This window comes from Paenarthrobacter sp. Z7-10, from assembly GCF_026932795.1.
Taxonomy (GTDB): domain Bacteria; phylum Actinomycetota; class Actinomycetes; order Actinomycetales; family Micrococcaceae; genus Arthrobacter_M.
Genome location: NZ_JADPVH010000009.1, coordinates 24,218 through 46,514, shown reverse-complemented (window position 1 = coordinate 46,514; position 22,297 = coordinate 24,218). Strand labels below are relative to the sequence as shown.

18 protein-coding genes and 1 tRNA gene are annotated in these 22,297 nt (G+C 65.5%); 13 read left to right on the top strand and 6 right to left on the bottom strand.

The genetic code is table 11. From position 1 onward, the window contains the following. Nucleotides 1-11: 11 nt before the first annotated feature. Complete coding sequence (locus IV498_RS04455; protein WP_269045360.1) at nucleotides 12-815, top strand: metal ABC transporter ATP-binding protein; 804 nt, start codon at nucleotides 12-14, stop codon at nucleotides 813-815. Then, complete coding sequence (locus IV498_RS04450; RefSeq protein ID WP_269045359.1) at nucleotides 812-1,840, top strand: metal ABC transporter permease; 1,029 nt, start codon at nucleotides 812-814, stop codon at nucleotides 1,838-1,840. Before IV498_RS04455 ends, IV498_RS04450 begins: the two co-directional genes overlap by 4 nt. Here IV498_RS04450 and IV498_RS04445 read toward each other — a convergent pair. Further along, entirely contained in the window at nucleotides 1,798-2,247 is a 450-nt protein-coding gene (locus tag IV498_RS04445; protein WP_269045358.1) for a Fur family transcriptional regulator, read from the bottom strand. The genes IV498_RS04450 and IV498_RS04445 overlap by 43 nt on opposite strands. A gap of 155 nt (nucleotides 2,248-2,402) precedes the next feature. Here IV498_RS04445 and IV498_RS04440 point away from each other — a divergent pair, with 155 nt between their 5' ends. After that, the gene (locus IV498_RS04440; RefSeq protein ID WP_269045357.1) at nucleotides 2,403-3,059 is read left to right on the top strand and encodes an MBL fold metallo-hydrolase; all 657 of its coding nucleotides are present in this window, start codon (nucleotides 2,403-2,405) and stop codon (nucleotides 3,057-3,059) included. Nucleotides 3,060-3,114: 55 nt separating this feature from the next. Here IV498_RS04440 and IV498_RS04435 read toward each other — a convergent pair whose 3' ends face one another. Then, nucleotides 3,115-4,200 carry a PLP-dependent cysteine synthase family protein gene (locus IV498_RS04435; protein WP_269045356.1) on the bottom strand — a complete coding sequence of 362 codons (1,086 nt, stop codon included), beginning with the start codon at nucleotides 4,198-4,200 and terminating at the stop codon, nucleotides 3,115-3,117. A 47-nt stretch (nucleotides 4,201-4,247) separates the two neighbouring features. On the opposite strand from IV498_RS04435, the gene IV498_RS04430 reads away from it, so the two are divergent. The 3 genes from IV498_RS04430 to IV498_RS04420 all read left to right on the top strand — a co-directional run bounded on the left by IV498_RS04430 (nucleotide 4,248) and on the right by IV498_RS04420 (nucleotide 6,774). Next, on the top strand, nucleotides 4,248-5,246 hold the full coding sequence (locus tag IV498_RS04430) for a magnesium transporter CorA family protein (protein WP_269045355.1): 999 nt from the start codon (nucleotides 4,248-4,250) through the stop codon (nucleotides 5,244-5,246). Between the two features lie 82 nt (nucleotides 5,247-5,328). Next, on the top strand, nucleotides 5,329-6,288 hold the full coding sequence (locus IV498_RS04425) for a sulfurtransferase (protein WP_269045354.1): 960 nt from the start codon (nucleotides 5,329-5,331) through the stop codon (nucleotides 6,286-6,288). A gap of 57 nt (nucleotides 6,289-6,345) precedes the next feature. Beyond that, nucleotides 6,346-6,774 carry an HIT family protein gene (locus tag IV498_RS04420; RefSeq protein ID WP_269045353.1) on the top strand — a complete coding sequence of 143 codons (429 nt, stop codon included), beginning with the start codon at nucleotides 6,346-6,348 and terminating at the stop codon, nucleotides 6,772-6,774. A gap of 10 nt (nucleotides 6,775-6,784) precedes the next feature. On the opposite strand, the gene IV498_RS04415 is transcribed toward IV498_RS04420, so the two are convergent. Next, nucleotides 6,785-7,411, bottom strand: coding sequence for a GNAT family N-acetyltransferase (locus tag IV498_RS04415; RefSeq protein WP_269045352.1), 627 nt, complete (start codon nucleotides 7,409-7,411; stop codon nucleotides 6,785-6,787). Beyond that, on the bottom strand, nucleotides 7,408-11,490 hold the full coding sequence (gene hrpA / locus IV498_RS04410) for an ATP-dependent RNA helicase HrpA (RefSeq protein ID WP_269045351.1): 4,083 nt from the start codon (nucleotides 11,488-11,490) through the stop codon (nucleotides 7,408-7,410). The genes IV498_RS04415 and hrpA overlap by 4 nt, the downstream gene beginning before the upstream one ends. 176 nt (nucleotides 11,491-11,666) lie before the next feature. On the opposite strand from hrpA, the gene IV498_RS04405 reads away from it, so the two are divergent. Beyond that, nucleotides 11,667-11,939: a hypothetical protein gene (locus IV498_RS04405; RefSeq protein WP_269045349.1), complete on the top strand. Its 273-nt coding sequence runs from the start codon at nucleotides 11,667-11,669 to the stop codon at nucleotides 11,937-11,939. 219 nt (nucleotides 11,940-12,158) lie between these two features. Here the strand turns inward: IV498_RS04405 and IV498_RS04400 are convergent. Then, nucleotides 12,159-12,234, bottom strand: a tRNA-Arg gene (locus IV498_RS04400). Between the two features lie 92 nt (nucleotides 12,235-12,326). Continuing rightward, on the bottom strand, nucleotides 12,327-13,811 hold the full coding sequence (locus IV498_RS04395) for a ferredoxin--NADP reductase (protein ID WP_269045348.1): 1,485 nt from the start codon (nucleotides 13,809-13,811) through the stop codon (nucleotides 12,327-12,329). 154 nt (nucleotides 13,812-13,965) lie between these two features. On the opposite strand from IV498_RS04395, the gene IV498_RS04390 reads away from it, so the two are divergent. From IV498_RS04390 to thrB, 6 genes are read left to right on the top strand one after another with little or no spacing between them, the layout of a single operon-like run. Beyond that, nucleotides 13,966-15,255 carry a CynX/NimT family MFS transporter gene (locus IV498_RS04390; RefSeq protein WP_269045347.1) on the top strand — a complete coding sequence of 430 codons (1,290 nt, stop codon included), beginning with the start codon at nucleotides 13,966-13,968 and terminating at the stop codon, nucleotides 15,253-15,255. Nucleotides 15,256-15,312: 57 nt separating this feature from the next. Next, nucleotides 15,313-16,971 (top strand): arginine--tRNA ligase, encoded by a 1,659-nt coding sequence (argS, locus tag IV498_RS04385; protein ID WP_269045346.1) that lies wholly within the window; start codon nucleotides 15,313-15,315, stop codon nucleotides 16,969-16,971. Nucleotides 16,972-16,973: 2 nt separating this feature from the next. Then, nucleotides 16,974-18,422 carry a diaminopimelate decarboxylase gene (gene lysA / locus IV498_RS04380; RefSeq protein ID WP_269045345.1) on the top strand — a complete coding sequence of 483 codons (1,449 nt, stop codon included), beginning with the start codon at nucleotides 16,974-16,976 and terminating at the stop codon, nucleotides 18,420-18,422. Between the two features lie 37 nt (nucleotides 18,423-18,459). After that, nucleotides 18,460-19,881 (top strand): homoserine dehydrogenase, encoded by a 1,422-nt coding sequence (locus tag IV498_RS04375; protein ID WP_269045386.1) that lies wholly within the window; start codon nucleotides 18,460-18,462, stop codon nucleotides 19,879-19,881. Further along, a complete protein-coding gene (thrC, locus tag IV498_RS04370) occupies nucleotides 19,881-20,993 on the top strand; it encodes a threonine synthase (RefSeq protein WP_269045343.1) in 1,113 nt (370 codons plus the stop codon). Before IV498_RS04375 ends, thrC begins: the two co-directional genes overlap by 1 nt. Further along, on the top strand, nucleotides 20,986-21,963 hold the full coding sequence (gene thrB, locus IV498_RS04365; RefSeq protein WP_269045342.1) for a homoserine kinase: 978 nt from the start codon (nucleotides 20,986-20,988) through the stop codon (nucleotides 21,961-21,963). The genes thrC and thrB overlap by 8 nt, the downstream gene beginning before the upstream one ends. Nucleotides 21,964-22,297 lie beyond the last annotated feature (334 nt).

Here is a 22,297-nt window from a genome sequence, read left to right as displayed (position 1 = left end):
CAGGACGGGATATGCCACCCACCGTGGTGCGTCTTGAGCAGGCCAGCCTGGGCTTTGGCGACCGGATGCTGTGGAGCGAACTTGACCTGGAGATTAAGGCGGGGGAGTTTTTTGCCGTGCTCGGACCAAATGGCAGCGGTAAGACCAGCCTGCTCAAGGTGCTGTTGGGTTTGCAGCCGCTGACCGGCGGCATGGTCACGGTCGGCGGTGAGCCGGCCCGGCGCGGGAGCGGCCATATTGGCTACGTGCCGCAGCAGAAGTCCTTTGCTCCGGACACGCCGCTGCGCGCCCGGGACTTGGTGGGCTTGGGTCTGGATGGACACCGCTGGGGCATCCGGATCCATGGCAGAGCGCACCGCCGGCGGGTGGATCAGCTGCTGGCCCAGGTCGAAGCCGGCGACTACGCCGACGTGCCCGTGGGCCTGCTGTCCGGCGGTGAGCAGCAGCGCCTTCGCGTTGCGCAGGCGCTGGCAGCCCAGCCCGAAGTGCTGCTGTGCGACGAGGCGCTGCTCTCCCTGGACCTCAACCACCAGAAGGCGGTCAGCCGGCTGGTCAGCGATCAGTGCCGGAATAACCGCACCGCCGTTGTCTTCGTTACCCACGAAATCAACCCGATCATCGACCACGTGGACCGGGTGCTGTATCTGGCCGGCGGAAAGTTCCGGATTGGCGCTCCGGAAGAAGTGATGACCACCGAGGTGCTCTCGGAACTGTACGGCACCGACGTCGAGGTCCTGCATGCGCATGGCCGGATCGTCGTCGTCGGACTGCCCGATGCCACCACCCACGCGCACGCCGATGGAGGACCGGGATGAGCGTGCAGGACTTTCTCGACGCGGCGCTGAATTTCCAGAATTACGGGGAACTGCTGCCGCTGTTCCGGGACTCCATCGTCGCCGGAGCCGTGCTGGGCCTGGTGGGCGGGCTGATCGGCACGTTCGTGATGATGCGCGACCTCGCCTTTGCCGTGCACGGCATCGCCGAGCTGTCCTTCGCCGGGGCCGCTTTTGCGCTGCTGATCGGCGCCGACGTGATCCTGGGTTCCGTCGTTGGGTCCATTTTGGCCGCACTGCTGCTTGGCGTGATGGGCGTGCGGGCGCGGGACCGGAATTCCATTATCGGTGTGATCATGCCCTTCGGACTGGGACTGGGAATCCTGTTCCTGTCCTTGTACCAGGGCCGTGCGGCGAACAAATTCGGTCTGCTGACCGGGCAGATTGTTTCGGTGGACTCCAACCAGCTCTCACTTCTGGTGGGCGCCGCCGTCGTCGTGGTGGCCGCACTGCTGGCTATCTGGCGTCCGCTCACGTTCGCCAGCGCCGATCCTGACATCGCGCAGGCCCGCGGCGTGCCGGTGCGCACCTTGTCGATGGTGTTTATGTTCCTGCTCGGAATTTCGGTGGCGTTGTCCATTCAGATCGTGGGTGCGCTGCTGGTCCTGGCGCTGGTCATAACACCGGCCGCCGCCGCCCTGCGGGTCTCATCGGCGCCTAAAGTCGTGGTGCTGTTGAGCATCACTTTCGCCGTCACCGCAACCGTCGGAGGCATTCTGCTTGCCCTGGGCGGCCGGATTCCGATCAGCCCGTACGTGACCACGCTGTCATTCCTCATTTACCTCGTATGCCGTCTGTTGGGCCGGTATCGGCGTAAACGTGGCTCCAATGGCAGGAGGTCCGGGAGCAACGCCGGCGGATCCAGTTCCGCCGCTGGCCTCGGTGCCGGTTCCGGCGCTGGAGCGATCGAGGACGTGGATGCCGGCGCCCGAGCCAAAGCCGGCGAGCTGGATAGGATGTCGGATCAGGTGCGGCCGGCCGCGGAACATTCCGGGCACAGGCCGTAAATTTCCACCGTGTGCTGCACCTGCGTGAAACCATGGGCCTGCGCGGTCGAGGCGGCCCAGCTCTCCACCGCCGGAGCCTGTATTTCCACCGCCTTGCCACAGCTGCGGCAGAGCAGATGGTGATGATGGGAGGCTACCGAGCAGCGCCGGTAGACGGCCTCGCCCTCGGCGTTGCGGAGCACGTCCACCAGTCCGTCGTCGGCCATTGATTGGAGGATCCGGTAGGAAGTGGCCAACGAGACGGACACGCCGTCATTGTGCAGCAGCCGGTAAAGCTCCTGAGTGCTGACAAAATCATCAATCTTCTCCAGCGCGGCACCCACGGCCAGGCGTTGCTTCGTCACCCGCTGTTCCCTGGCCGGCCCGCCGTCCACGGGCACCGTCCTGGACCGTCCTGGCTGGGACATCGATGTTGCCCGCTTTCTGATTGCCTGCCATCCTCAACCTCCAAGGTTATCAGCCCAGATGGCGGTGCCGCGGCCTGACGCGGCTCCCTGAGGTGCCTTCGTCGGGACCCGCGGGGGACTTCCGACACCGCTGACAACGGAAGTAGGCTGAACAGATGAAGCTGACCAAGTTCACGCATGCCTGCATCCGGCTGGAAAAAGTAGGCCGAGTCCTGGTCCTGGATCCTGGTGTCTTCTCTGAGACAGGGGAGGCGCTGCGCGGTGCGGACGCCATCCTGGTGACGCACGAACACGCGGACCACTTCGACGCCGACGCTATTTCGGCGTCGTTGTCCGCGGATCCCGCCCTGCTCGTGTATGCGCCGGCCGGAGTGGCCGCTTCGCTGCGCGGCAAAGCGCCGGATGCCGCGGACCGGGTGCTGGATGCGGAGCCGGACACCTCGTTCGACGTGGCCGGCTTCGGGATCCGCAGTTTCGGTGGACAACACGCGCTGATCCATCCGCACATCCCGGTGGTGGCCAACATCGGCTTCTTGGTGGAGGAAAACGTTTATCATCCGGGTGATTCCTTCATTGTCCCGGATGGCATTGCGGTGCAGACCCTGCTGGTTCCAATCCATGCGCCGTGGTCCAAAACGGCCGAGGTCATCGACTTCGTTACCTCCGTGCGGGCACCGGTGGCTTTCCAGATCCACGACGGACTTCTTAACGAGAACGGACTTGGATTCGCCGAATCCCATGTCCAGCGGATCGGTGCGCGCTACGGCACCGAGTTCCGCCATCTGGCCGCCGGCGAAAGCGTGGAGGTCTGAGCGGACGCGTTCGAACCCGCCACGCTCGCGTCGGGGGATCCCTGGCCGGGCGCCGTCAGCCGTCCCAACGTCCGGAGGCGAAGAAGCGTTCCAAGGTTGCCGCATGGGCGCCGGGCTGCAGCCCTTTCTCCGCCAGCCACTGCGGATTGTTGTAGCTGCCCTCGTACCTTTCACCGCCGTCGCACATCAGCGAAACAATGCTGCCGCGTTCGCCGTCGGCCATCATCCGCGCCATCAACTGCCACACCCCCCACAGATTTGTGCCGGTGGATGGACCGGCGCGCAAACCCGTGAGTCGGTGCAGGTGGATCATGGCGGCGACGGAGGCGGCGTCCGGGACCTGGATCATGTCATCGATGACCGACGGGACGAAGCTCGGTTCCATCCGGGAGCGTCCGATGCCCTCGATCCGGGAGGGCTGGCCGGTGCAGTAGCTCGGATCACCGGTTTTCCAGCCCGGGTAGAAGGCGGAATTTTCCGGGTCGACGACAGCCAGCTGGGTAGGGTGACGGTAGTAGCGCAGGTAGCGGCCGATGGTTGCGCTGGTGCCGCCGGTTCCCGCGCCGACGACGATCCAGCGCGGCACCGGGTGCTCCTCCATCGCCAGCTGATCGAAGATGGACTCGGCGATGTTGTTGTTGCCGCGCCAATCCGTGGCCCGTTCGGCGTAAGTGAACTGGTCCATGTAATGGCCGCCGGTGGTGGCAGCAAGATCGGCGGCAACGTCGTAGACCTCTGGCGCGGAGTCCACAAAGTGGCACGTTCCTCCGTATTCTTCGATGAGTGCTATCTTTTCCGCGCTGGTGCTGGCTGTCATGACGGCAACGAAGGGCAGGCCGATCAGGCGGGCAAAATAGGCTTCCGAAACTGCGGTGCTGCCGGAGCTGGCCTCCACGATGGTGGTGCCCTCCGAGATCCAGCCGTTGACCAGGCCGAACAGGAACAGGGACCGGGCCAGCCGATGTTTGAGACTGCCGGAGCGGTGCGTCGACTCATCCTTGAGGTACAACTGGACGCCCCAGTCCTCCGGCAGTGGCACGGCATAGAGGTGCGTGTCCGCGGAACGGTTATTTTCGGCTTCGATCCGGCGCAGGGCCCAATCCGCCCAGCTGCGCTGCGGCGTACATGCGGGAGTCTCCATGCAGCCAGCGTATCCGAGCCGGGGCCGCCCGCGGTTAGAGTGGGTGGATGCTCAGGATCAGGGTTTACCGCGGCGGCCGCCGCACCGGGGAAGAAGCCACGGTGAACCAGCTCGGTCAGTTGGCGAAGGACCCGGAGGCAACCGTCTGGATCGACGTTTCCGCCCCGGATGAGGCCGTCATTGGCCGGTTGCGCGAGCAGCTGGGTTTCCACCGGCTGGCGGTGGAGGATGTCCTGGGGGAGCGGCAGCGGCCCAAGCTCGAGGCCTATCGGGACCACTTTTTCCTGAACGCCTATGTCACCTCGGTGGATGAAGAGTCCGCCGATCCGGCCGGAATCCGGCTGCACACCACCGAGGTTTCCGCGTTCATCACCGCCAACGTCGTGGTCGTGGTTCCGGACGGACCGGGATTCGATGCCGAGGAGGTGCTGCGCCGGGCGGAGGAAGCGGAGGAACCCGCGCAGTGTGGTTCGGGCTTCTTGGTCTATGCCCTGCTTGATTCCCTGGTGGATGGTCAGCTGGCCGCGTCGGAGGCCCTGGATTCGCGGGCGGACGACCTGGGTTCGCTGCTCTTTGCGCACCGGCCCAAGGACGTTCAGCTGGAGAGTTTCCGCCTGCATAAGGAGCTGACCACCTTGCGGCGCGTGTTGGTTCCAATGCGCGAGGTGCTCAGCGCGGTGCTGCGCCATGAGACAGCCCGGCAGGATGGGTCTGAGCCGCTGAAGTCCGAGCTGGTGCCCTACTTCCAGGATGTCTATGACCATGTGCTCCGGGCCGTGGACTGGACCGAGTCCGCCCGCGACATGGTCAACAACGTCCTGCAGACATACTTGACCATTCAGGGCAACAATATGAATGTGATCATGAAGAAGGTCACCAGCTGGGCCGCGATCATTGCGGTTCCGACGGCGATCACCGGCTTTTACGGAATGAATGTTCCGTATCCGGGGGTCGGCACGCAGGCGGGAGTGGGACTGGCAGCGATCCTGATAGTACTGGTTTCGGTTGCTTTATATGTGATTTTCAAAAAGAGAAACTGGTTATGACAACCAGCGGTGAATTCGGACAACCTTCGACCCACCGTTTTTAAGTGCATCCATCCAAGGTGCACGAATCAAAGGAGATTTGATGAACACCCTGATGAGCGTGGACACCCTGGTGCACCGCATGGCCTCCGGAGCCCGGACCGTTCTTCTCGATGTCCGCTGGGTGCTGGGAGATCCCCACGGCCGCGCGCATTACACCGCCGGGCATATTCCCGGCGCGGTTTTTGTGGACCTGGCGACGGAACTGGCTGGCACGGGTCCCGCCACGGACGGGAGGCATCCGCTGCCGCAGCCCCAGGCTTTCGCGGAATCGGCACGGTGCTGGGGGATCAACGACGGCGACACGGTCGTAGCGTATGACGACAATGGCAATACCGCCGCAGCACGGTTGTGGTGGCTGCTGAGGTACGCAGGCTTTAATCAGGTTTCAATGCTCGACGGCGGACTGGCGGCATGGCGTCAGGCCAACCAAGCCATCGAACGCGGAATCGAGCAGCCCTGCCTGGGTAATGTGCAGCTTTCCAGTGGCCACCTGCCCACCGCGGGGATCGACGAGGTGGCGCACTGGTCGGCGACGGGCAAGCTGCTGGACGCTCGGGCACCCGAGCGCTACCGCGGCGAGACCGAGCCCATGGACCCCAAGGCCGGTCATATCCCGGGGGCCTTGAGCGCGCCAACAGGGGGCAACCTCGGTGCCGACCAGCGCTTCCTGCCGGCCGACGAGCTGGCGGCCCGCTTCGCGGCCCTCGGTATCAGTGCAGCCACCCCGGTTGCCGTGTACTGCGGCTCCGGCGTCACCGCGGCGCACGAAATTGCCGCACTCGAAATTGCCGGCATCGACGCCACACTCTTTCCTGGCTCATGGTCCGCTTGGTCCAACCATGCACAACTTCCGGTGGCGACAGGGCCCGAGGCCAGCGGCACGAAGCCGGAAGCCAGCGCCACGGGGCCGGTGGCCGGCAGGGGGCCAGGAACCGGCAGCATGAGCCTGAGGCCGTCGGAACCCAGCGTCGGCGTGCACCCCCCGGCCGTCAAGGTCTGAAACTGCATGGGCACCGGGTGCCTCGATCATCCATACCGCCAACTTTCAGGAGCAAATATGACAACCATCTTCACCCGCATCATCAATGGCGAGATTCCAGGGCGCTTCGTCTGGAAGGATGCCGATGTGGTGGCATTCCTGACCGCCGGTCCGCTGACGGACGGGCACACGCTCGTGGTGCCGCGCCAGGAATTGGACCGTTGGACGGAGGCGGATCCCGGCTTGCTGGTCAAACTTACTTCGGTGGCACAGATCATTGGCAAGGCCCAGGTGGAGGCGTTCAACGCTGCCCGGGCCGGCCTCACGATTGCCGGGTTTGAGGTCGAACACCTGCATATCCATGTCTTTCCCGCTAACTCGATGGCGGACTTCGACTTCGGCACGGTGGACAACCATCCGGAGCCGGCCAAGATGGACACGAACGCGGAAAAACTCCGCACTGCCCTGCGGGCGGCAGGCCACGGGGAGTTCGTACCGCAGGCGTGAGCACGCCTGGTCAGGAGCGGAAGCGGGTCCAGAGCCGAGGTCCGCTGTCCTGGACGGGCGAGTCAGGATCGGGCCCACCCAAGTCGGCGCTGGAGGAATCGGACCAGGAGGAATCGGCGCTGCAGGAATCGGCGCTGGCGACATCGACGCAATAAAAACCAGCCCGTCGGGCCACACGTTCGCTGGCAGCGTTGCCAACCAATGTCCACAGGGCGACGTACGGGGCGCCGGCGTCGAGCGCCCAGTCAGAGAGGGCGGCAGCGGCGGCGGTGGCCGCTCCCTGACCCCGCCCGTGCGGCAGCAGCGCGTAGAAGATCTCGGGTGCGTCGTCGGAGTTCTTGATGCCGGCGGTACCCAGCGGATGCCCGTCCAGCTCCACCACATAGCGGGCGGCGGTGCCCTCGGCGGCCCGCGCCTGCGTCCGCAGCACCCGCTCCCGCGCCTGGTCCGCGCTCAGATTCGGCGGGTAATAGGTCCAGGTCACGACGTCCGGGCAGCGGGAGAGAGACTGCTCCAGTCCTTCGTCGCCCGGTTTGATCCGGCGCAGCAGGAAGTATCCGGCCGCCAGCGTCGATGGCGGCAGCGGGATCTGCGCCGCCGCGCTGACTGCACTTCCGCCGGGGACGGATCCATTCATGCCGGCGTCAGCGCCTGGTTCAACGCCGCGCGGATGCGCTTTTCGGAGACGGAATACGCCGTTCCGAGCTCCACCGCGAACAGGCTGACGCGCAGTTCCTCGATCATCCAGCGCACCCGAGTCAGCAGAGCTGCGTGCGGCCCGCCGGCGCCCTGCCCGGCGGCCGCGGACTGACCGCCGGGCAGCAGAGCCGCGGCGGCGTCGTCGTACTCATCCTCCAACCGCTGCACGGCGGCCATGTTCAGCCCATCGCGCGCAACATTGCTCGGCAGCTTCTCCAGCCGGCGTTCAATCGCAGTCAGGTAGCGGGGCAGTTGGCTCAGCTGCGCGTACCCGGTCCGCGCCACGAAGCCGGGATAGACCAGCCGCTCCAGCTGGCTGCGGACGTCATTGAGCGCCGAAATCAGGGCCAGGCTGGTGCTGCCCTTCAGCTGCTTGTCGATCCGGCGGGCACTGGCCAGAATGCGTTCGACGACGGCGGTCACCACGAACACGGTGTCGATCAGTTCGGCACGGACCGTCTCATAGAGTGCGTTGAAGTCCGGCTCTGACCACGGCAGTTCCGCCGGGGTCAGTTTGTCGATGGCGGCCAAAGTGCAGTCGGCAATCAGCGAGCTCACACTCCCGTGCGGGTTCTGCGTGAAAGTCAGCTTTTCGTTGTTGCTCAGGTGCTCCAGAACGTACCGGTCCGGAGACGGTACCCGCACGGCCAGCAGCCGGATGATGCCGGTCCGCATGGCGGCGAGCTGCTCCGCCTCGGTTTGAAAGACCCGAAGTCCGGCGGCGGATCCCTCATCCACCAAGGCTGGATAGCCGGTGACGGTATGGCCCCGCACCAGACGGCGGATGTCCCGGGGGAGGGTGCCGATGCTCCAGCCAGTCAATCCGGATTGTTCCCGGAAACCTTGGCCGGGTGCAGCAGGATCCGAAGCCTGGCCGGCTTGCCCGTTATCGCCATTGAAACCGGCCCGGCCGGATTGCCCGTTCGCGCCATTGAAACCGGCCCGGCCGCTCGAGGCCCCGCCGCGGGTCGCGCCAGCACCCGCGGCCCGTTCCCGCTGATCCGCTCCGGCCGTTCCGGGCGCGGTCCGGGTGCTTTTGGGAGTGGCGCCGAGTGACTCGGCAATGGCCCGGCGTGTGGCCGGTGCCAGTTCCTCCGCGAGCCGGGCCAGATCCTTGCTTTCGTCCAGGATCCGGCCGTGGAGGTCCACGATCTGGAATGTCATCCGCAGGTGAACCGGTACGGCATCCCAATTCCACGATCCCGGCGGCACGATGTGTCCCTTGAGCCGGCGCAGGGCCAGCTCAAGGGAGGGCTCCAAGGCGTCCGTGGCGGGATTGAAGTCTGCCGCCAGGGCAGCGGCGGCGCTGCGGCCAACATCGGGAGCGGGGATGAAATTTTTGCGGATCGCCTTGGGCAGCGATTTGATCAGTGCCGTGATCAGCTCGGCCCGCAAGCCCGGGATCTGCCAGCGGAACGGCGCCTCACGCAGCTGGTTGAGGAACAGCACGGGGACCTGGACCGTGACGCCGTCGGACGGATTTGGAACCGAACCGGGGGCTGTGGGGTGGAATTCATAGGACAACGGCAGTTCGAAGTCCCCCTGCCGCCAGATCCTGGGAAACGCCGTTTCGTCCAGCGCCGCCGCATCCTCGGCCATCACCACGTCCGGATCAAAGTCCAGCAACGCCGGATTATCGGCCCGGGCGCCCTTCCACCACTTGTCGAAGTGCCGCTCGGAAACCACCTCGGCACCGATGCGGCCGTCATAGAATTCGAACAGCGATTCGTCGTCGACCCGCAGGTCACGGCGCCGCATCCGTGTTTCCAGTTCCTCCACTTCGGCCAAAAGCGCCTGGTTCCGGTGGAAGAACTTATGATGCGTGCGCCAGTCGCCCTCCACGAGGGCATGGCGGATAAAGAGTTCGCGGCTGAGTTCCGGGTCGATCCGGCCATAGTTGATGCGGCGCTGCGGAACGATCGGCACCCCATAGAGGGTCACCTTTTCGTAGGCCATCACCGAGCCCATTTTCTTGGACCAGTGCGGCTCACTGTAGCTGCGCTTCACCAGGTCCGGGGCCACCTGCTCGGCCCAAAGCGGATCGAATTTGGCCGCCACCCGGGCCCAAAGCCGGGAGGTTTCCACCAGCTCGGCGGCCATCACCCAGTCCGGGGACTTCTTGAACAGGGCCGAGCCGGGGAAGACCGCAAACCGGCTCCCGCGGGCGCCGGCATATTCGCGTTTACGCTGATCGTAGAGGCCAATGTGGCTCAGCAATCCGGTCAAAAGGCTCATATGGACGTTGACGGAATTGCCCACCGGATCCACTTCGCCGGTGGCCAGGGTGATGCCCAGCGGCTTGGCCAGCTGGCGCAGCTGCGCAAACAGATCCTGCCACTCCCGGATCCGCAGGTAGTTGATGAATTCTGCCTTGCACAGCCGCCGAAAGGCAGTGGAGGAGAGCTCGCTTTGCTTCTCCTGCAGGTACCGCCACAGGTTCAGGAAGCCGGTGAAGTCCGAATTCTCGTCCGCAAACCGTTTGTGCTTTTCGGCCGCGAGCTGCTGCTTTCCGCTTTCCGCCTGCGGGCGTTCGCGCGGATCCTGAATGGTCAGGGCGGCCGCCAGGATCATCACCTCGCGGGCGCAGCCGCGCTTGCCGGCCTCGACGATCATCCGTCCCAGCCGCGGATCCACCGGCAGCTGGGCGAGTTGGCGTCCGACGGCGGTAATCGCACCTTGGGCATCGACCGCACTGAGCTCGCGCAGCAGCGTGACGCCGTCGGCGATGGCCTTGGAGTCCGGAGGTTCCACGAACGGGAAGTCCGCGACGTCCTTGGGACCGTTGGCCACCCCCATGGCGGTCATCTGCAGGATCACGGCCGCCAGGTTGGTGCGCAGGATTTCCGGGTCGGTGAATTCGCGCCGGGAACTGAAATCCTCCTCCGAGTACAGCCGGATGCAGATGCCGTCTGAGACCCGGCCGCATCGGCCTGACCGCTGATTGGCCGAAGCCTGCGAGACCCGTTCGATGGGCAGCCGCTGGACCTTGGTGCGGTGCGAGTAGCGTGAAATCCGGGCGGTGCCGGGATCGATGACGTACTTGATTCCCGGAACCGTCAGCGATGTTTCCGCGACGTTCGTTGCCAGCACGATCCGCCGTTTGGCCTTCGAGCCCCGGCTGGGGGTGAACACCGCATGCTGTTCGGCCAGTGAGAGCCGGGCAAACAACGGCAGGATTTCAGTCTCGCGCAGTTGCGAATTTGCCGGGGCGGACTGCGCCCTGCCGCGCAGGGCCTCGGCCGCATCACGGATTTCACGTTCCCCGGAGAAGAAAATCAGTATGTCCCCGGGCGCTTCGCGGGCGAGCTCATCGACGGCGTCGCAGACGGCGTCCAATGGGTCCCGGTCCTCTTCGGTTCCGTCCCGCTCCAAGCCGGGATCGCCGTCGTCCTCCTCACCGGAGGCCGGACCGCTCAGGGGCCGGTAGCGGATCTCCACCGGATACGTGCGGCCGGAGACCTCCATTATGGGCGCGGGGCCCTGCGCCGAGGCGAAATGGTCCGCGAAACGCGCCGGATCGATGGTGGCGGAGGTGATCACGATCTTCAAATCCGGGCGCTGCGGCAGGATCCGCTTGAGGTAGCCGAGGATGAAATCGATGTTCAGGCTGCGCTCGTGGGCCTCGTCGATGATGATCACCGAGTACCGCCGCAGCAGCCTGTCGCGCTGGATTTCGGCGAGCAGAATGCCGTCCGTCATCAGCTTGATTTTCGTCTGCGGTCCCATATGGCCGGTGAAGCGCACCTGGAAGCCCACCTCGGCGCCCAGTTCGACATCGAGCTCACTGGCGATGCGTTCCGCCACCGTCCGGGCGGCCAGCCGGCGCGGCTGCGTATGCGCGATCAGGCCCTTGTCCGCCAGACCCAGTTCCAGGCACATCTTGGGGATCTGGGTGGTCTTTCCGGAACCGGTTTCACCGGCGATGATCGTCACCTGGTTGGCCGCGATGGCCGCCATCAGGTCCTCGCGGCGCTCGGAAACAGGCAGCTCGGGTGGGTAATGGATTGTCAAAGTCATTGTGGACCCAGTTTATGTCCCAACTGAGTAACAGATAACGCACTCATTCGCGGTTATGAATGCTTTATCTGTTACTTACTTGGCTGGGTTCGATGCTGGTTGGCTGGTTGGCTGGATTGGCTGACGGTTGGCTGGGATTGGTTGACGGCACAATGGCGCAGTGCTTGGATGAGCGGATGGGTCAAACACGGAACACCCGATACAGAGAATCCGCCGGCACCGGTCCGATCGTCCGGAGCTTGGTCGGGGGTGCCGCGTTCCTGGTGGGGATCGTGGTGCTGGTCATTGGCATCGGCTCAATAATTTACAGTGCCTTTAACAGCGGATTCCGCGACTGGCAGACGCCCGTAATGCTGGCACTGGTTGGGGCCGCAATGATGGTGGTCACCGTGGTTCTGCTTTCCGATCCAGCCCCGGGGTCCGGTTCGGGCCGAACCGGACGAATCTGAAGAACCCGGGCCGTGCTGGCGGGGTGAGTAGGCGGATTGGCATCGTTCGCTGCTGCCGGAGCAAGATTGCTCCCATCACAATGCCCGTTACAGCCGGACCCTTGCTCCGCCTCTTCTGGCTTGAAACCACACGGCGGTGCTGGGGCCCAAGGTGCGGTGGCCGAAAAAGGAAATCCCGCCATGTACGTTCCATGGCGGGATTTCGCGGTGCTTCCTTCGTGGTGCCCTCGATAGGATTCGAACCTACGGCCTGTTGCTCCGGAGGCAACCGCTCTATCCCCTGAGCTACGAGGGCCCGATGGCTGATAGCCACCGTTGGGAACTAAAAGAGCTTAGCAGGTGCGGGCCGTGCAAAGGAAAACCGGGGCTCGGTTCCCTCCAAGCGGTTCAGTATCCCCAGAAGGTGTCGGTGCGGATCCTGCGTCCGCCGGCGTCCCGGGCGGCAGCCTTGGCACCGGCCACGAAGACAGGTGACCCGGAAACGTAGATCCGGCGCCCGGCCAGATCCGGAACAGCGGCCTGCAGCACGGCGGCGGTGGGTTGGCCGGCACCGAGATATTCACCCGTGCCCGGATTTGTCGGCGCGAGCACCAGCAGTCGGGCACCCAGCTCCGTCAGCTCGCGCCGGTAGCCGAATTCCGCTGGTCCGGAGATGGCATAGATCAGCACCACGTCACTCGGCGTTGCGGCGCTCCGCAGGCTGCGCAGCTGGCTAATGAAGGGCGTAATGCCCACGCCGCCGGCCAGCAGCAGCAGCGGCTCTGGCGTGGAGGGGAGGATGAAGTCGCCGCCGATCCCGGTGGCCCGAACCCGGTCGCCGTGCCGCAGCTGGTTGAGGGATTTTTTGAAGCTGCTCGATGGTTCGGTGAGCCGCAGGCCAAAACTGACATTGCCGCCGTCGTTCGGGTCAGAGGTGAGGCTGAAGATGCGCCGGTGGCCGCGCGGATCCGACGTTCCCGCGGCAGGCATCGACAATTCCATGAATTGGCCGGCACGGAAGCGGACGGGCTTTTCCAGCGCAAAGCCGTACTCGCGGCTGGTGGGCGTGAGCCGGCGCGCACCCGTAAACGTGAGCAGCAGTCCGCGCCGCGGTCCGGCCAGGAACGCCAGCAGGTTGCCGATCAGCAGGGTGAGCTCCGGTGAGGAATACAGCGGGCCCACGCTGAACGGAAGCGCAAAAATCACGCCGACGGCGACGGCCAGGCTCAGCTGCTGCCAGCGCCGCGGTGGCAGCGTCAGCGGCTCGGTGAGCATGAACCCGACCAGGAACAAGCCGGGCCGGTTGAGCAGCGGAGCCGCGAGGGCCGGTGTCAGTGCCATGCCCGCGGCGCTGAGCTGGAGCGCTATGAGGGCGGTGCTGACGGCCAGGAAAAGCACGGCGAAAGTCACCTTCGATGTTCGGTACAGCACCAGCACAACGCCGACGACGACGGCGGGCAGCATGGCGGGCGCGGCCACCCACCAGGTGCTGATGTCCAGCCCGGTCAACCCTGCCACCAAAGCTCCGATGGCGGCTGGGTTGAAGATGTGCCGGCCACGGGCGGCGAGCAGGAACTTTGAGCCGGCGGCCACCGCGGCGGCCAGGGCGATGCCGGCCAGATCCGGGGCGGCCAGCGTGGGCCAAAACAGGAAGTACAGCAGCGCTCCGGTAATCAGTGCCGACTCCGGGTGCAGGCGGGTCCCGAAGGCACGAGCGAAAATCGCGCTGGCTCCCCAGCTCACCCCGACGGCCACCGCCAGAGTCAGGAGCATGGCCAGGATCCCGAAGGTCAGCCAGCCCAGCAGGTCCAGCAGCAGCGAATAGGTCACCAGGGCCGCAAGGACCAGCAGCACCAACCGGTATGTGCTGATCCGGCCCAGTGCGGTATCCATTTTTGCCTTCAATTCGCGGGCCTTCCGTTTTGCTTGCCGCTCTGTAAGGCCGCGCCGCGCAGCTCTGCTCCGCGGCCGTCCGCCGCTGCGCCGGAGGAACAAGGCGCCCCCGCAACGGTATCTGTTGATTTTCCGAGCCCGCCGGACGTCAGCTGTGAGCAAGCCGACAGCGCCCGGAAAAGGCCCGGCGGCGATCACCGGTAACCTCAAGGGCGTGACAACTAAAGGATTCCGAGGACGACTGCTGGTGCTGGCGGGCATCCTGCTGGTGGCGCTGACGCTGCGCACGGCCGTAACGGTGGTGCCTCCGCTGGTGTCCACAATTGACCGCGACATCAGCTTCGACGCCTCCACCATTGGCCTGCTGGGCATGTTGCCAACGGCCGCCTTCGCCGTCTTCGGATTTCTGACACCGTACGTGATCCGGTGGGCCAGCCTGGAGCGGCTGACGGTGCTGGCGATGGGGGTGGCGGTGGCCGGGCAGGTACTGCGGGCGTTTGCACCGAACACGCCGCTGTTCCTGCTGTACTCCGTGCTTGCGCTGGCCGGGATGGGCGCGGGCAACGTGCTGCTCCCGCCGCTGGTGAAGCAGTACTTCCCCGACCGCGTGGGACTGCTGACAGCTCTGTATGTCACCGTCTTGAGCGTCGGCACTGCACTGCCGGCCCAACTGGCGGTGCCGGTGGCCGATGCCACCGGCTGGCGCTTTTCCATCGGACTGTGGGCCGGGGTCAACATCGTGGCCGCCCTGCCTTGGTTGACCACCGTGATGAACGTCCGGGCACCACGGCCCGCGGCCCACGCCGCTGCACAGCAGGTGTCCGGAGCTGTGCCGGCGGCGAAGATCAATCCCTGGCGCTCGCCGATGGCCGTTGGTCTGACCTTCATGTTCGGCTGCACTTCGCTGAACACGTATGCCATGTTCGCCTGGCTTCCGGGCATCCTGACGGAGGCGGGGCTGAGCCGGACCGATGCCGGGTCGATGCTGGCGCTTTTTGCCGGGATCGGCCTGCCGCTGAGCCTGCTGGTGCCTCTGTTTGCCGGGAAAATGTCCAATCCGTTTCCCATGGTCCTGGTCTTCCTTGGCTGCTTCATCGCCGGGTACCTTGGCCTGCTGCTGAGCCCTGCCACCGCCACTTGGCTTTGGGTATCGCTGGCCGGCATGGGGCCGGGGACCTTTCCGCTGGCCCTGCTGCTGATCAATCTGCGCACCCGGACCCGGGCGGGCGCCGGTGCCCTCTCCGGTTTCAGCCAAGGAACCGGCTACGCGATAGCCTGCGCCGGGCCGCTGCTCTTCGGCATCCTGCACGAACGCACCGGCAGCTGGCTTGTGCCGTTCCTTTTCCTCTTTACCACCCTGATTCTGCTGGTCAGCGGGGCGTTCTTCGTCTGCCGGCCACGATTCCTCGAAGACGAACAGGGACGCGCGGCGGCAGAGCCGTAAGACGCTAACAAACCGGCCTGATTGGGGCGCTCCGGCGGCCCACCTTATGCTTAGGGAGTGACTCCCGAAGAGCTTTCTGCCGCCATTGCCACCTGCCTCCAGGACGCCATCGCCTCCGGTGAGCTGAGTGTTCCCGCCGAGGCTGTTCCGCGTCAACTCCGGGTTGACCGGCCGAAAAGCCGCGACCATGGTGATTGGGCCACCAGCATTGCGCTGCAGCTGGCCAAGCCCGCCGGCCTGCCACCGCGCAAAATTGCTGAAGCACTCAGCAGCCGGCTTGCCGGCATTGCGGGCGTGGCCAAAGTTGACATCGCCGGACCGGGATTCCTCAACATCACCCTTGATGCCTCCGCCGCCGGCGGACTCGCCCAGGTAATTGTGCAGGCCGGGGTTGCATTCGGGACCAACGACTCGATGGCGGGCCGGAAGATCAACCTGGAATTCGTCTCCGCCAATCCCACCGGCCCCATTCACCTGGGTGGAACGCGGTGGGCGGCCGTCGGCGATTCACTGGCCCGGATTTTCCAATCCCAGGGCGGCGACGTGACCCGGGAATACTACTTCAACGACCACGGAAACCAGATTGACCGGTTTGCCCGTTCGCTGCTGGCCAGCGCCATGGGCCTGCCGGCTCCGGAGGACGGCTACGGCGGAGTCTACATCGAGGACATCAAGGACCGGGTGCTGGCCGTTGAGCCGGCCATTTTGGACCTTGCCGAAGCCGAAGCGCAGGAACGCTTCCGGGCCGTTGGGGTGGACCTGATGTTCGGTGACATCAAGGAATCCCTGCACAACTTCGGCGTCAGCTTCGATGTCTTTTTCCACGAGGATTCCCTGCACCAGGACGGCGCGGTGGAGGCGCTGCTGGAACAGCTCAAGAAATCCGACAACCTGTACTTCCACGACGGCGCCTGGTGGCTTAAGTCCACCGACTACGGCGACGACAAGGACCGGGTGGTGATCAAATCCGACGGCAACGCCGCCTACATTGCCGGCGACATCGGATATTTCGCTAATAAGCGCGCCCGCGGTTTTGACCTGAACATCATCATGCTCGGCGCTGACCACCACGGTTACGTGGCGCGGCTGAAGGCGGCTGCCGCGGCGTTGGGCGATGACCCGGACACCATCGAGGTCATGATCGGGCAGATGGTGAACCTGCTCAAGGACGGTGCGCCGCTGCGGATGTCCAAACGGGCCGGCAACGTTGTGACGCTGGAGGACCTGGTGGACATTGTCGGCACCGATGCCGCCCGCTACTCGCTTGCGCGCTTTTCCTCCGATTCCAACATCGACATCGATCTGGATGTACTGACCAAGCGGTCCAATGAAAATCCGGTCTTCTACGTCCAATACGCGCATGCACGCACCGCCGCGGTGGCGCGCAACGCCGCGGCCGCCGGTGTGGACCGCAGCGGCTTTGACGCCGGCGCGCTGAACCATCCCACCGAGTCCGAGCTGCTGGCGGTGCTGGGCCAGTATCCCGGCGTGCTGGCGCAGTCGGCGCAATTCCGTGAACCGCACCGGGTGGCCCGGCACCTGGAGGTTATTGCCGGCGCCTATCACCGTTGGTATGACGCCTGCCGGGTCGCTCCGGTCGGAGACGAGGAGATTACCGACCTGAACCGCACCCGCTTGTGGCTCAATGACGCCGTCGGCCAGGTCCTCGCCAATGGCCTGGGTCTGCTGGGCGTCTCGGCGCCGGATCGGATGTAGCAGTGACGGAGCAGGCAGGTGTCCGGGAGACCGGCGGATCCGAGCTGGCGCCCGACTGGCTGGCGTACCCCACCAACGCCAACGAGCTCACGCCAAAGCTGTGGGCGCACGACGTCGAACGCGGCGAAGGCGGTCAGCTCACCGTCGCTGGGGTGTCCGTCAGCGAGTTGAAGGCACGGTTCGGCAGTCCCTTGTATGTGGTCTCCGAGGCGGACTTCAGGACCCGCGCGAGGGATTTCAAGGACGCCTTCGATGCCGCCTTCGCCGATATCTGCGGTGGCGTTGACGTCGATTACGCGGGCAAATCGTTTCTGTGCACCGAGATCGCCCGCTGGGTGGACAGTGAGGGCCTGCGGCTGGACACCTGCTCCGGCGGCGAGCTGGCCGTGGCCGCCCGCGCGGGGCTGGACGGGGACAGGCTGGGGCTGCACGGTAACAACAAGTCGGACGCGGAAATCAACCGGGCACTGGAGATGAAGCTGGGCCGGATTGTGGTGGACAGCCTGGCCGAACTGGACCGGGTGGCGGCCATCGCCGCCGGCCGGGGCGAGCGTGCCCGGGTGCTGCTGCGCCTCACCCCGGGTGTGCACGCGCATACGCACGAATTCATCGCCACCGCGCACGAGGACCAGAAGTTTGGCCTGTCGATGAGCGCGGACGACGGCGTCAGCGCGGCCGAGCAGGCCGTCGCCACCGCGGCGGGCTACGCCAGCATCGACCTGCTGGGATTGCACTGTCACATCGGCTCGCAGATCTTCGAACCCGAGGGCTTTGAACTTGCCGCCGAGCGGCTGTTGACCTTTTTGGATGCCATGCAGCGCAAATATGCTCTGCTGCTGCCGGAGCTGGATTTGGGCGGCGGCTACGGCATCGCCTATACCGCGGCGGACACGCCGCGTCCGGCGGCCGACATCGCCAACGCGATGGCCGCCGTCGTCCGGGCCACCTGCCAGCGGCTGGACCTCGCCGCGCCGCGGATCTCGATCGAACCCGGCCGGGCGATCGTGGGCAGCACCACCTTCACACTGTACGAAGTCGGCACTCTGAAGACGGTCAACGTCGAGCTTGAGGGCGGGCAGGTTACGCGCCCGCGCCGCTATGTGTCGGTGGATGGCGGCATGAGCGACAACGCGCGGCCGGTGCTCTACGACGCGGATTATTCGGCCGTGCTGGCAGGCCGGGCCTCCGCCGCGGCGCCGGCGCTCTCCCGCGTGGTCGGCAAACATTGCGAGAGCGGGGACATTGTTGTTAGAGATGTATATCTGCCCGGCGACGTGGTGGCAGGGGATCTGCTTGCGGTTCCCGGGACCGGAGCGTACTGCTGGGCACTGGCCAGCAACTACAACTATGTGCCGCGGCCGCCGGTCGTCGCCGTTCGGGACGGGGCAGCCCGCCTGATGGTGCGGGGCGAAACCGAAGATGACTTGCTGGCACGCGATTTAGGGGCTTGAAACCTTGACGGAGCAGAATATTTCCCTGGTTACCAGGGTGCAGGAAACCGGCCACCCTCGGGCACCGAAAGGAAAAACCCTCAAGGTTGCCCTGCTCGGCTGCGGGAACGTGGGCTCGCAGGTTGCCCGCATCCTGCTGCAGGACGCCCCGGCGCTGGCGGCCCGGACCGGTGCCACACTGGCATTGACGGGAATCGCGGTGCGCGACCTGGAAGCGCCGCGGGATGCGCAGCTGCCCCGGGAGCTGTTCACCACCGACGCCGCCGCACTAGTCCGGGAGGCGGATATCGTCATTGAGCTGATGGGCGGCATCGAACCGGCGCGGACGCTGATCCTCACAGCCATTGAGCATGGTGCATGCGTTGTCACCGGCAACAAGGCTCTGTTGGCGGCGGACGGTCCGACCCTGTACGAAAAGGCGGACGCCGCCGGCGTCCAGCTGTCCTATGAGGCGGCGGTGGCGGGCGCGATACCGATTCTGCGTCCCATCCGCGACAGTTTGGCCGGCGACCGGATCAGCCGGGTGCTGGGCATAGTCAACGGCACCACAAACTTCATCCTGGACCAGATGGACTCCACCGGAGCACAGTTCCAGGACGCCCTGGCCGAGGCTCAGCGGCTCGGTTATGCAGAAGCGGATCCGAGCGCCGACGTTGGTGGCGCCGACGCCGCGGCCAAGGCAGCCATCCTCGCGTCGCTGTCCTTCCATACCCGCTTTGCCCTGGAAAACGTGCACTACGAGGGCATCACCTCGGTCTCCGCCGCAGATGTGGCCGCGGCCAAGGAGGCGGGCTACGTGATCAAGCTGCTGGCCATTGCCGAGAAACTGCCGATTCCCGGCGCTTCGGCACCCGCAACCGAGACAGAACCGGCAGTCTCAGGCGCTTTGGCCGGCTCCGGTTCACCGGAGGGGGTCAGTGTCCGGGTCCATCCCACGCTGCTGCCGCGCGAACATCCGCTGGCCGCCGTCCACGGAGCCTTCAACGCCGTGTTCATTGAGGCGGAGTCGGCCGGTGAGCTGATGTTCTACGGCCAGGGAGCCGGCGGTACAGCGACGGCCTCTGCCGTCCTGGGCGATGTTGTTTCAGCTGCCCGGCGGTTGGTCCTCGGCGGTCCCGGCCGGACTGAAACCACCACCGGTCACGTACCCGCCTTGGGCATAGAAGCCGTCACCACCAGCTATTACATCGGCCTGGAGGTGGCGGACCAACCGGGCGTGCTGGCGCGGATAGCACAGCTCTTTGCCGAACATCAGGTGTCCATTGAAACCATCCGGCAGACCATCCACCGCCCAGCGGTGCCGGGCAGCGCCGACCGTGATGCGCAGCCCGGATTCGCCGAGCTGCGGATCGTGACGCACCGTGCCTCCGAGGCCTCGCTGGCCGCCACAGTCCGTGCCGTCAAAGAGCTGGACGTTATTCACCGTGTTAGTTCTGTCCTGAGAGTTGAGGGAATCTAGTGGCTCATCAATGGCGCGGCGTAATCCGCGAATATGCCGACCGTTTGCCGGTGACCGAGACCACCAGGATCATCACGTTGGGGGAGGGTGGCACACCCCTGGTGCCCGCGCAGGCGCTGTCCGCCCTGACCGGTTCCTCGGTATATCTGAAGGTCGAGGGGATGAACCCCACCGGCAGTTTCAAGGACCGTGGCATGACCATGGCCATGACGGCGGCGGTGGCAGCGGGTGCCAAGGCCGTTGTTTGTGCATCCACCGGCAACACGTCCGCCTCCGCGGCCGCCTACGCCACCGCCGCTGGCCTGACCTGTGCGGTCCTGGTACCGGAGGGCAAGATCTCGATGGGCAAGCTCAGCCAGGCAGTGGCCCACGGCGCTACGCTGCTGCAGGTGGACGGCAACTTCGACAACTGCCTGGATGTGGCGCGCAAGCTGGCCGAGTCCTATCCGGTGTTCCTCGTGAACTCGGTAAACCCGGCGCGGATCGAGGGCCAAAAGACCGGCGCCTTTGAGGTGGTGGACAGCCTGGGGGACGCCCCGGATATCCATGTCCTCCCGGTCGGGAACGCGGGCAACATCAGCGCCTATTGGAAGGGGTATAAGGAGTACGCGGCACCGTACGAGTCGGCAACTGCCGGCACGGTACCCGCGGTGGCCAGCCGCACCCCAATGATGTGGGGCTTCCAGGCGGCCGGCGCTGCCCCCTTCGTGGCCGGCCATCCAATCACCGAGCCGGACACCATCGCCACTGCCATCCGGATCGGCAATCCGGCGTCCTGGGATTTGGCGATCGCGGCCCGGGACCAATCCGGCGGCCTGATTGAGGCCGTCACCGATGAGGAGATCCTGGCGGCACACCGCTGGCTGTCCGCACGGGAGGGCGTCTTTGTGGAACCGGCCTCCGCGGCGGGCGTTGCCGGACTGCTGAAGAAGCATGCGGCCGGAGCGGTGCCTGTCGGAGCCAACATTGTCATTACGGTCACCGGTCACGGATTGAAGGATCCCGATTGGGCGCTCAAAAATGTCGACGGCAGCGCGGTGGAGCCACGGCGGGTCTCCTACGATGTCGTGACGGTGGCCGGCGCATTGGGGCTCGACGCGGACCATGGCTGAAGGCCTCCTCCAGCCGGGGCAGTGCGTCACAGTCCGGGTTCCCGGCACCAGCGCCAATCTTGGCCCCGGTTATGACTCACTGGGGCTGGCCGTGGCGTTGTATGACACCTTGACGGTGGAAACGCAGGCGGACACATCCGACCCGGACGACCTGCAATTTGAGCTCGACGGCGAGGGTGCGGCCGGGTTGCCGCGCGATGCCACACATCTGGCAGTAAGGGCGATGGACGCGGCGCTGGCCCGGCTGGGGTACCGCCGTGGTGGACTGAAAATCATCGCCAGCAATGTGCTCCCGCATGGCAGGGGTCTTGGTTCTTCCGCGGCGGCAATCGTGGCCGCGGTGTCGGCCGCCAATGCACTGGTTCCCGAAGCCGCCCGGCGGGATGCGCAGTGGGTTTTCCAGCTGGCCTCGGAGCTGGAAGGACACCCGGACAATGTGGCCCCGGCGGTGTTCGGCGGCGCCGCCATTTCCTGGCAGGAGGCGGGCGTCTACCGCTCGGCCCGGCTGACGCCGTCGTCGACCGTGATTCCCGTGGTCGCCGTGCCCGCCGTCGAGCTGCCCACCAAAGCCGCACGCGCCATGCTTCCGGCCTCCGTGCCACACGCCAGCGCGGCAGCTAATGCCGCCCGGGCTGCCCTGCTGGTGCACGCGCTGACGCAGGACCCGGCGCTGCTGCTGGCCGGAACCCAGGACTATCTGCATCAGCACTACCGTTCCGCAGCCATGCCGGACAGCAGCGCGTTGATGGACGCGCTCAGGGCCCGGGGTCTGGCGGCCTTCGTCTCCGGGGCGGGGCCCACGATTATGACGCTGGCCAACGGCGACGAAGAGGCGAGCCGTGCTGAGTGGATCATGGCAGGGAAGGACGCGCAGGGGGAGCCGGGGAAAATATCCCGTGTCCGCTGGCGTGTTCTGCGGCTGGATGTGGACGTTGAGGGTGCTAAAGTGGAGTTGCATCGGCGGTATTGACCGCGTGGCTGCACTTCGGATGTATTCCCAAAGGATCCAGTAGCGGGTTCAAGCAGTTGGGTGCGTCCGGGCAGCAATTTCATGCAGCGCATACCGAGTACTTCACCGATGCCACCTTTTCAAATCTATCGCGGGAACCCACGCAGTTCATTTTGCGCCCCCATAGTCGACTCCGGATGTCTCATCAAAAGGGTCGAAAGGTGACCACTAACCGGCTCCGCCACCTCTGGGTTGGCGGAGGACGGAAACCAGACCACACGCCCCGGCGCCTGTAGAGGCGTTCCAGCGATGGCCAGGAACCATTCACCGCGATCTCAGGTAGATCGCCATCGAG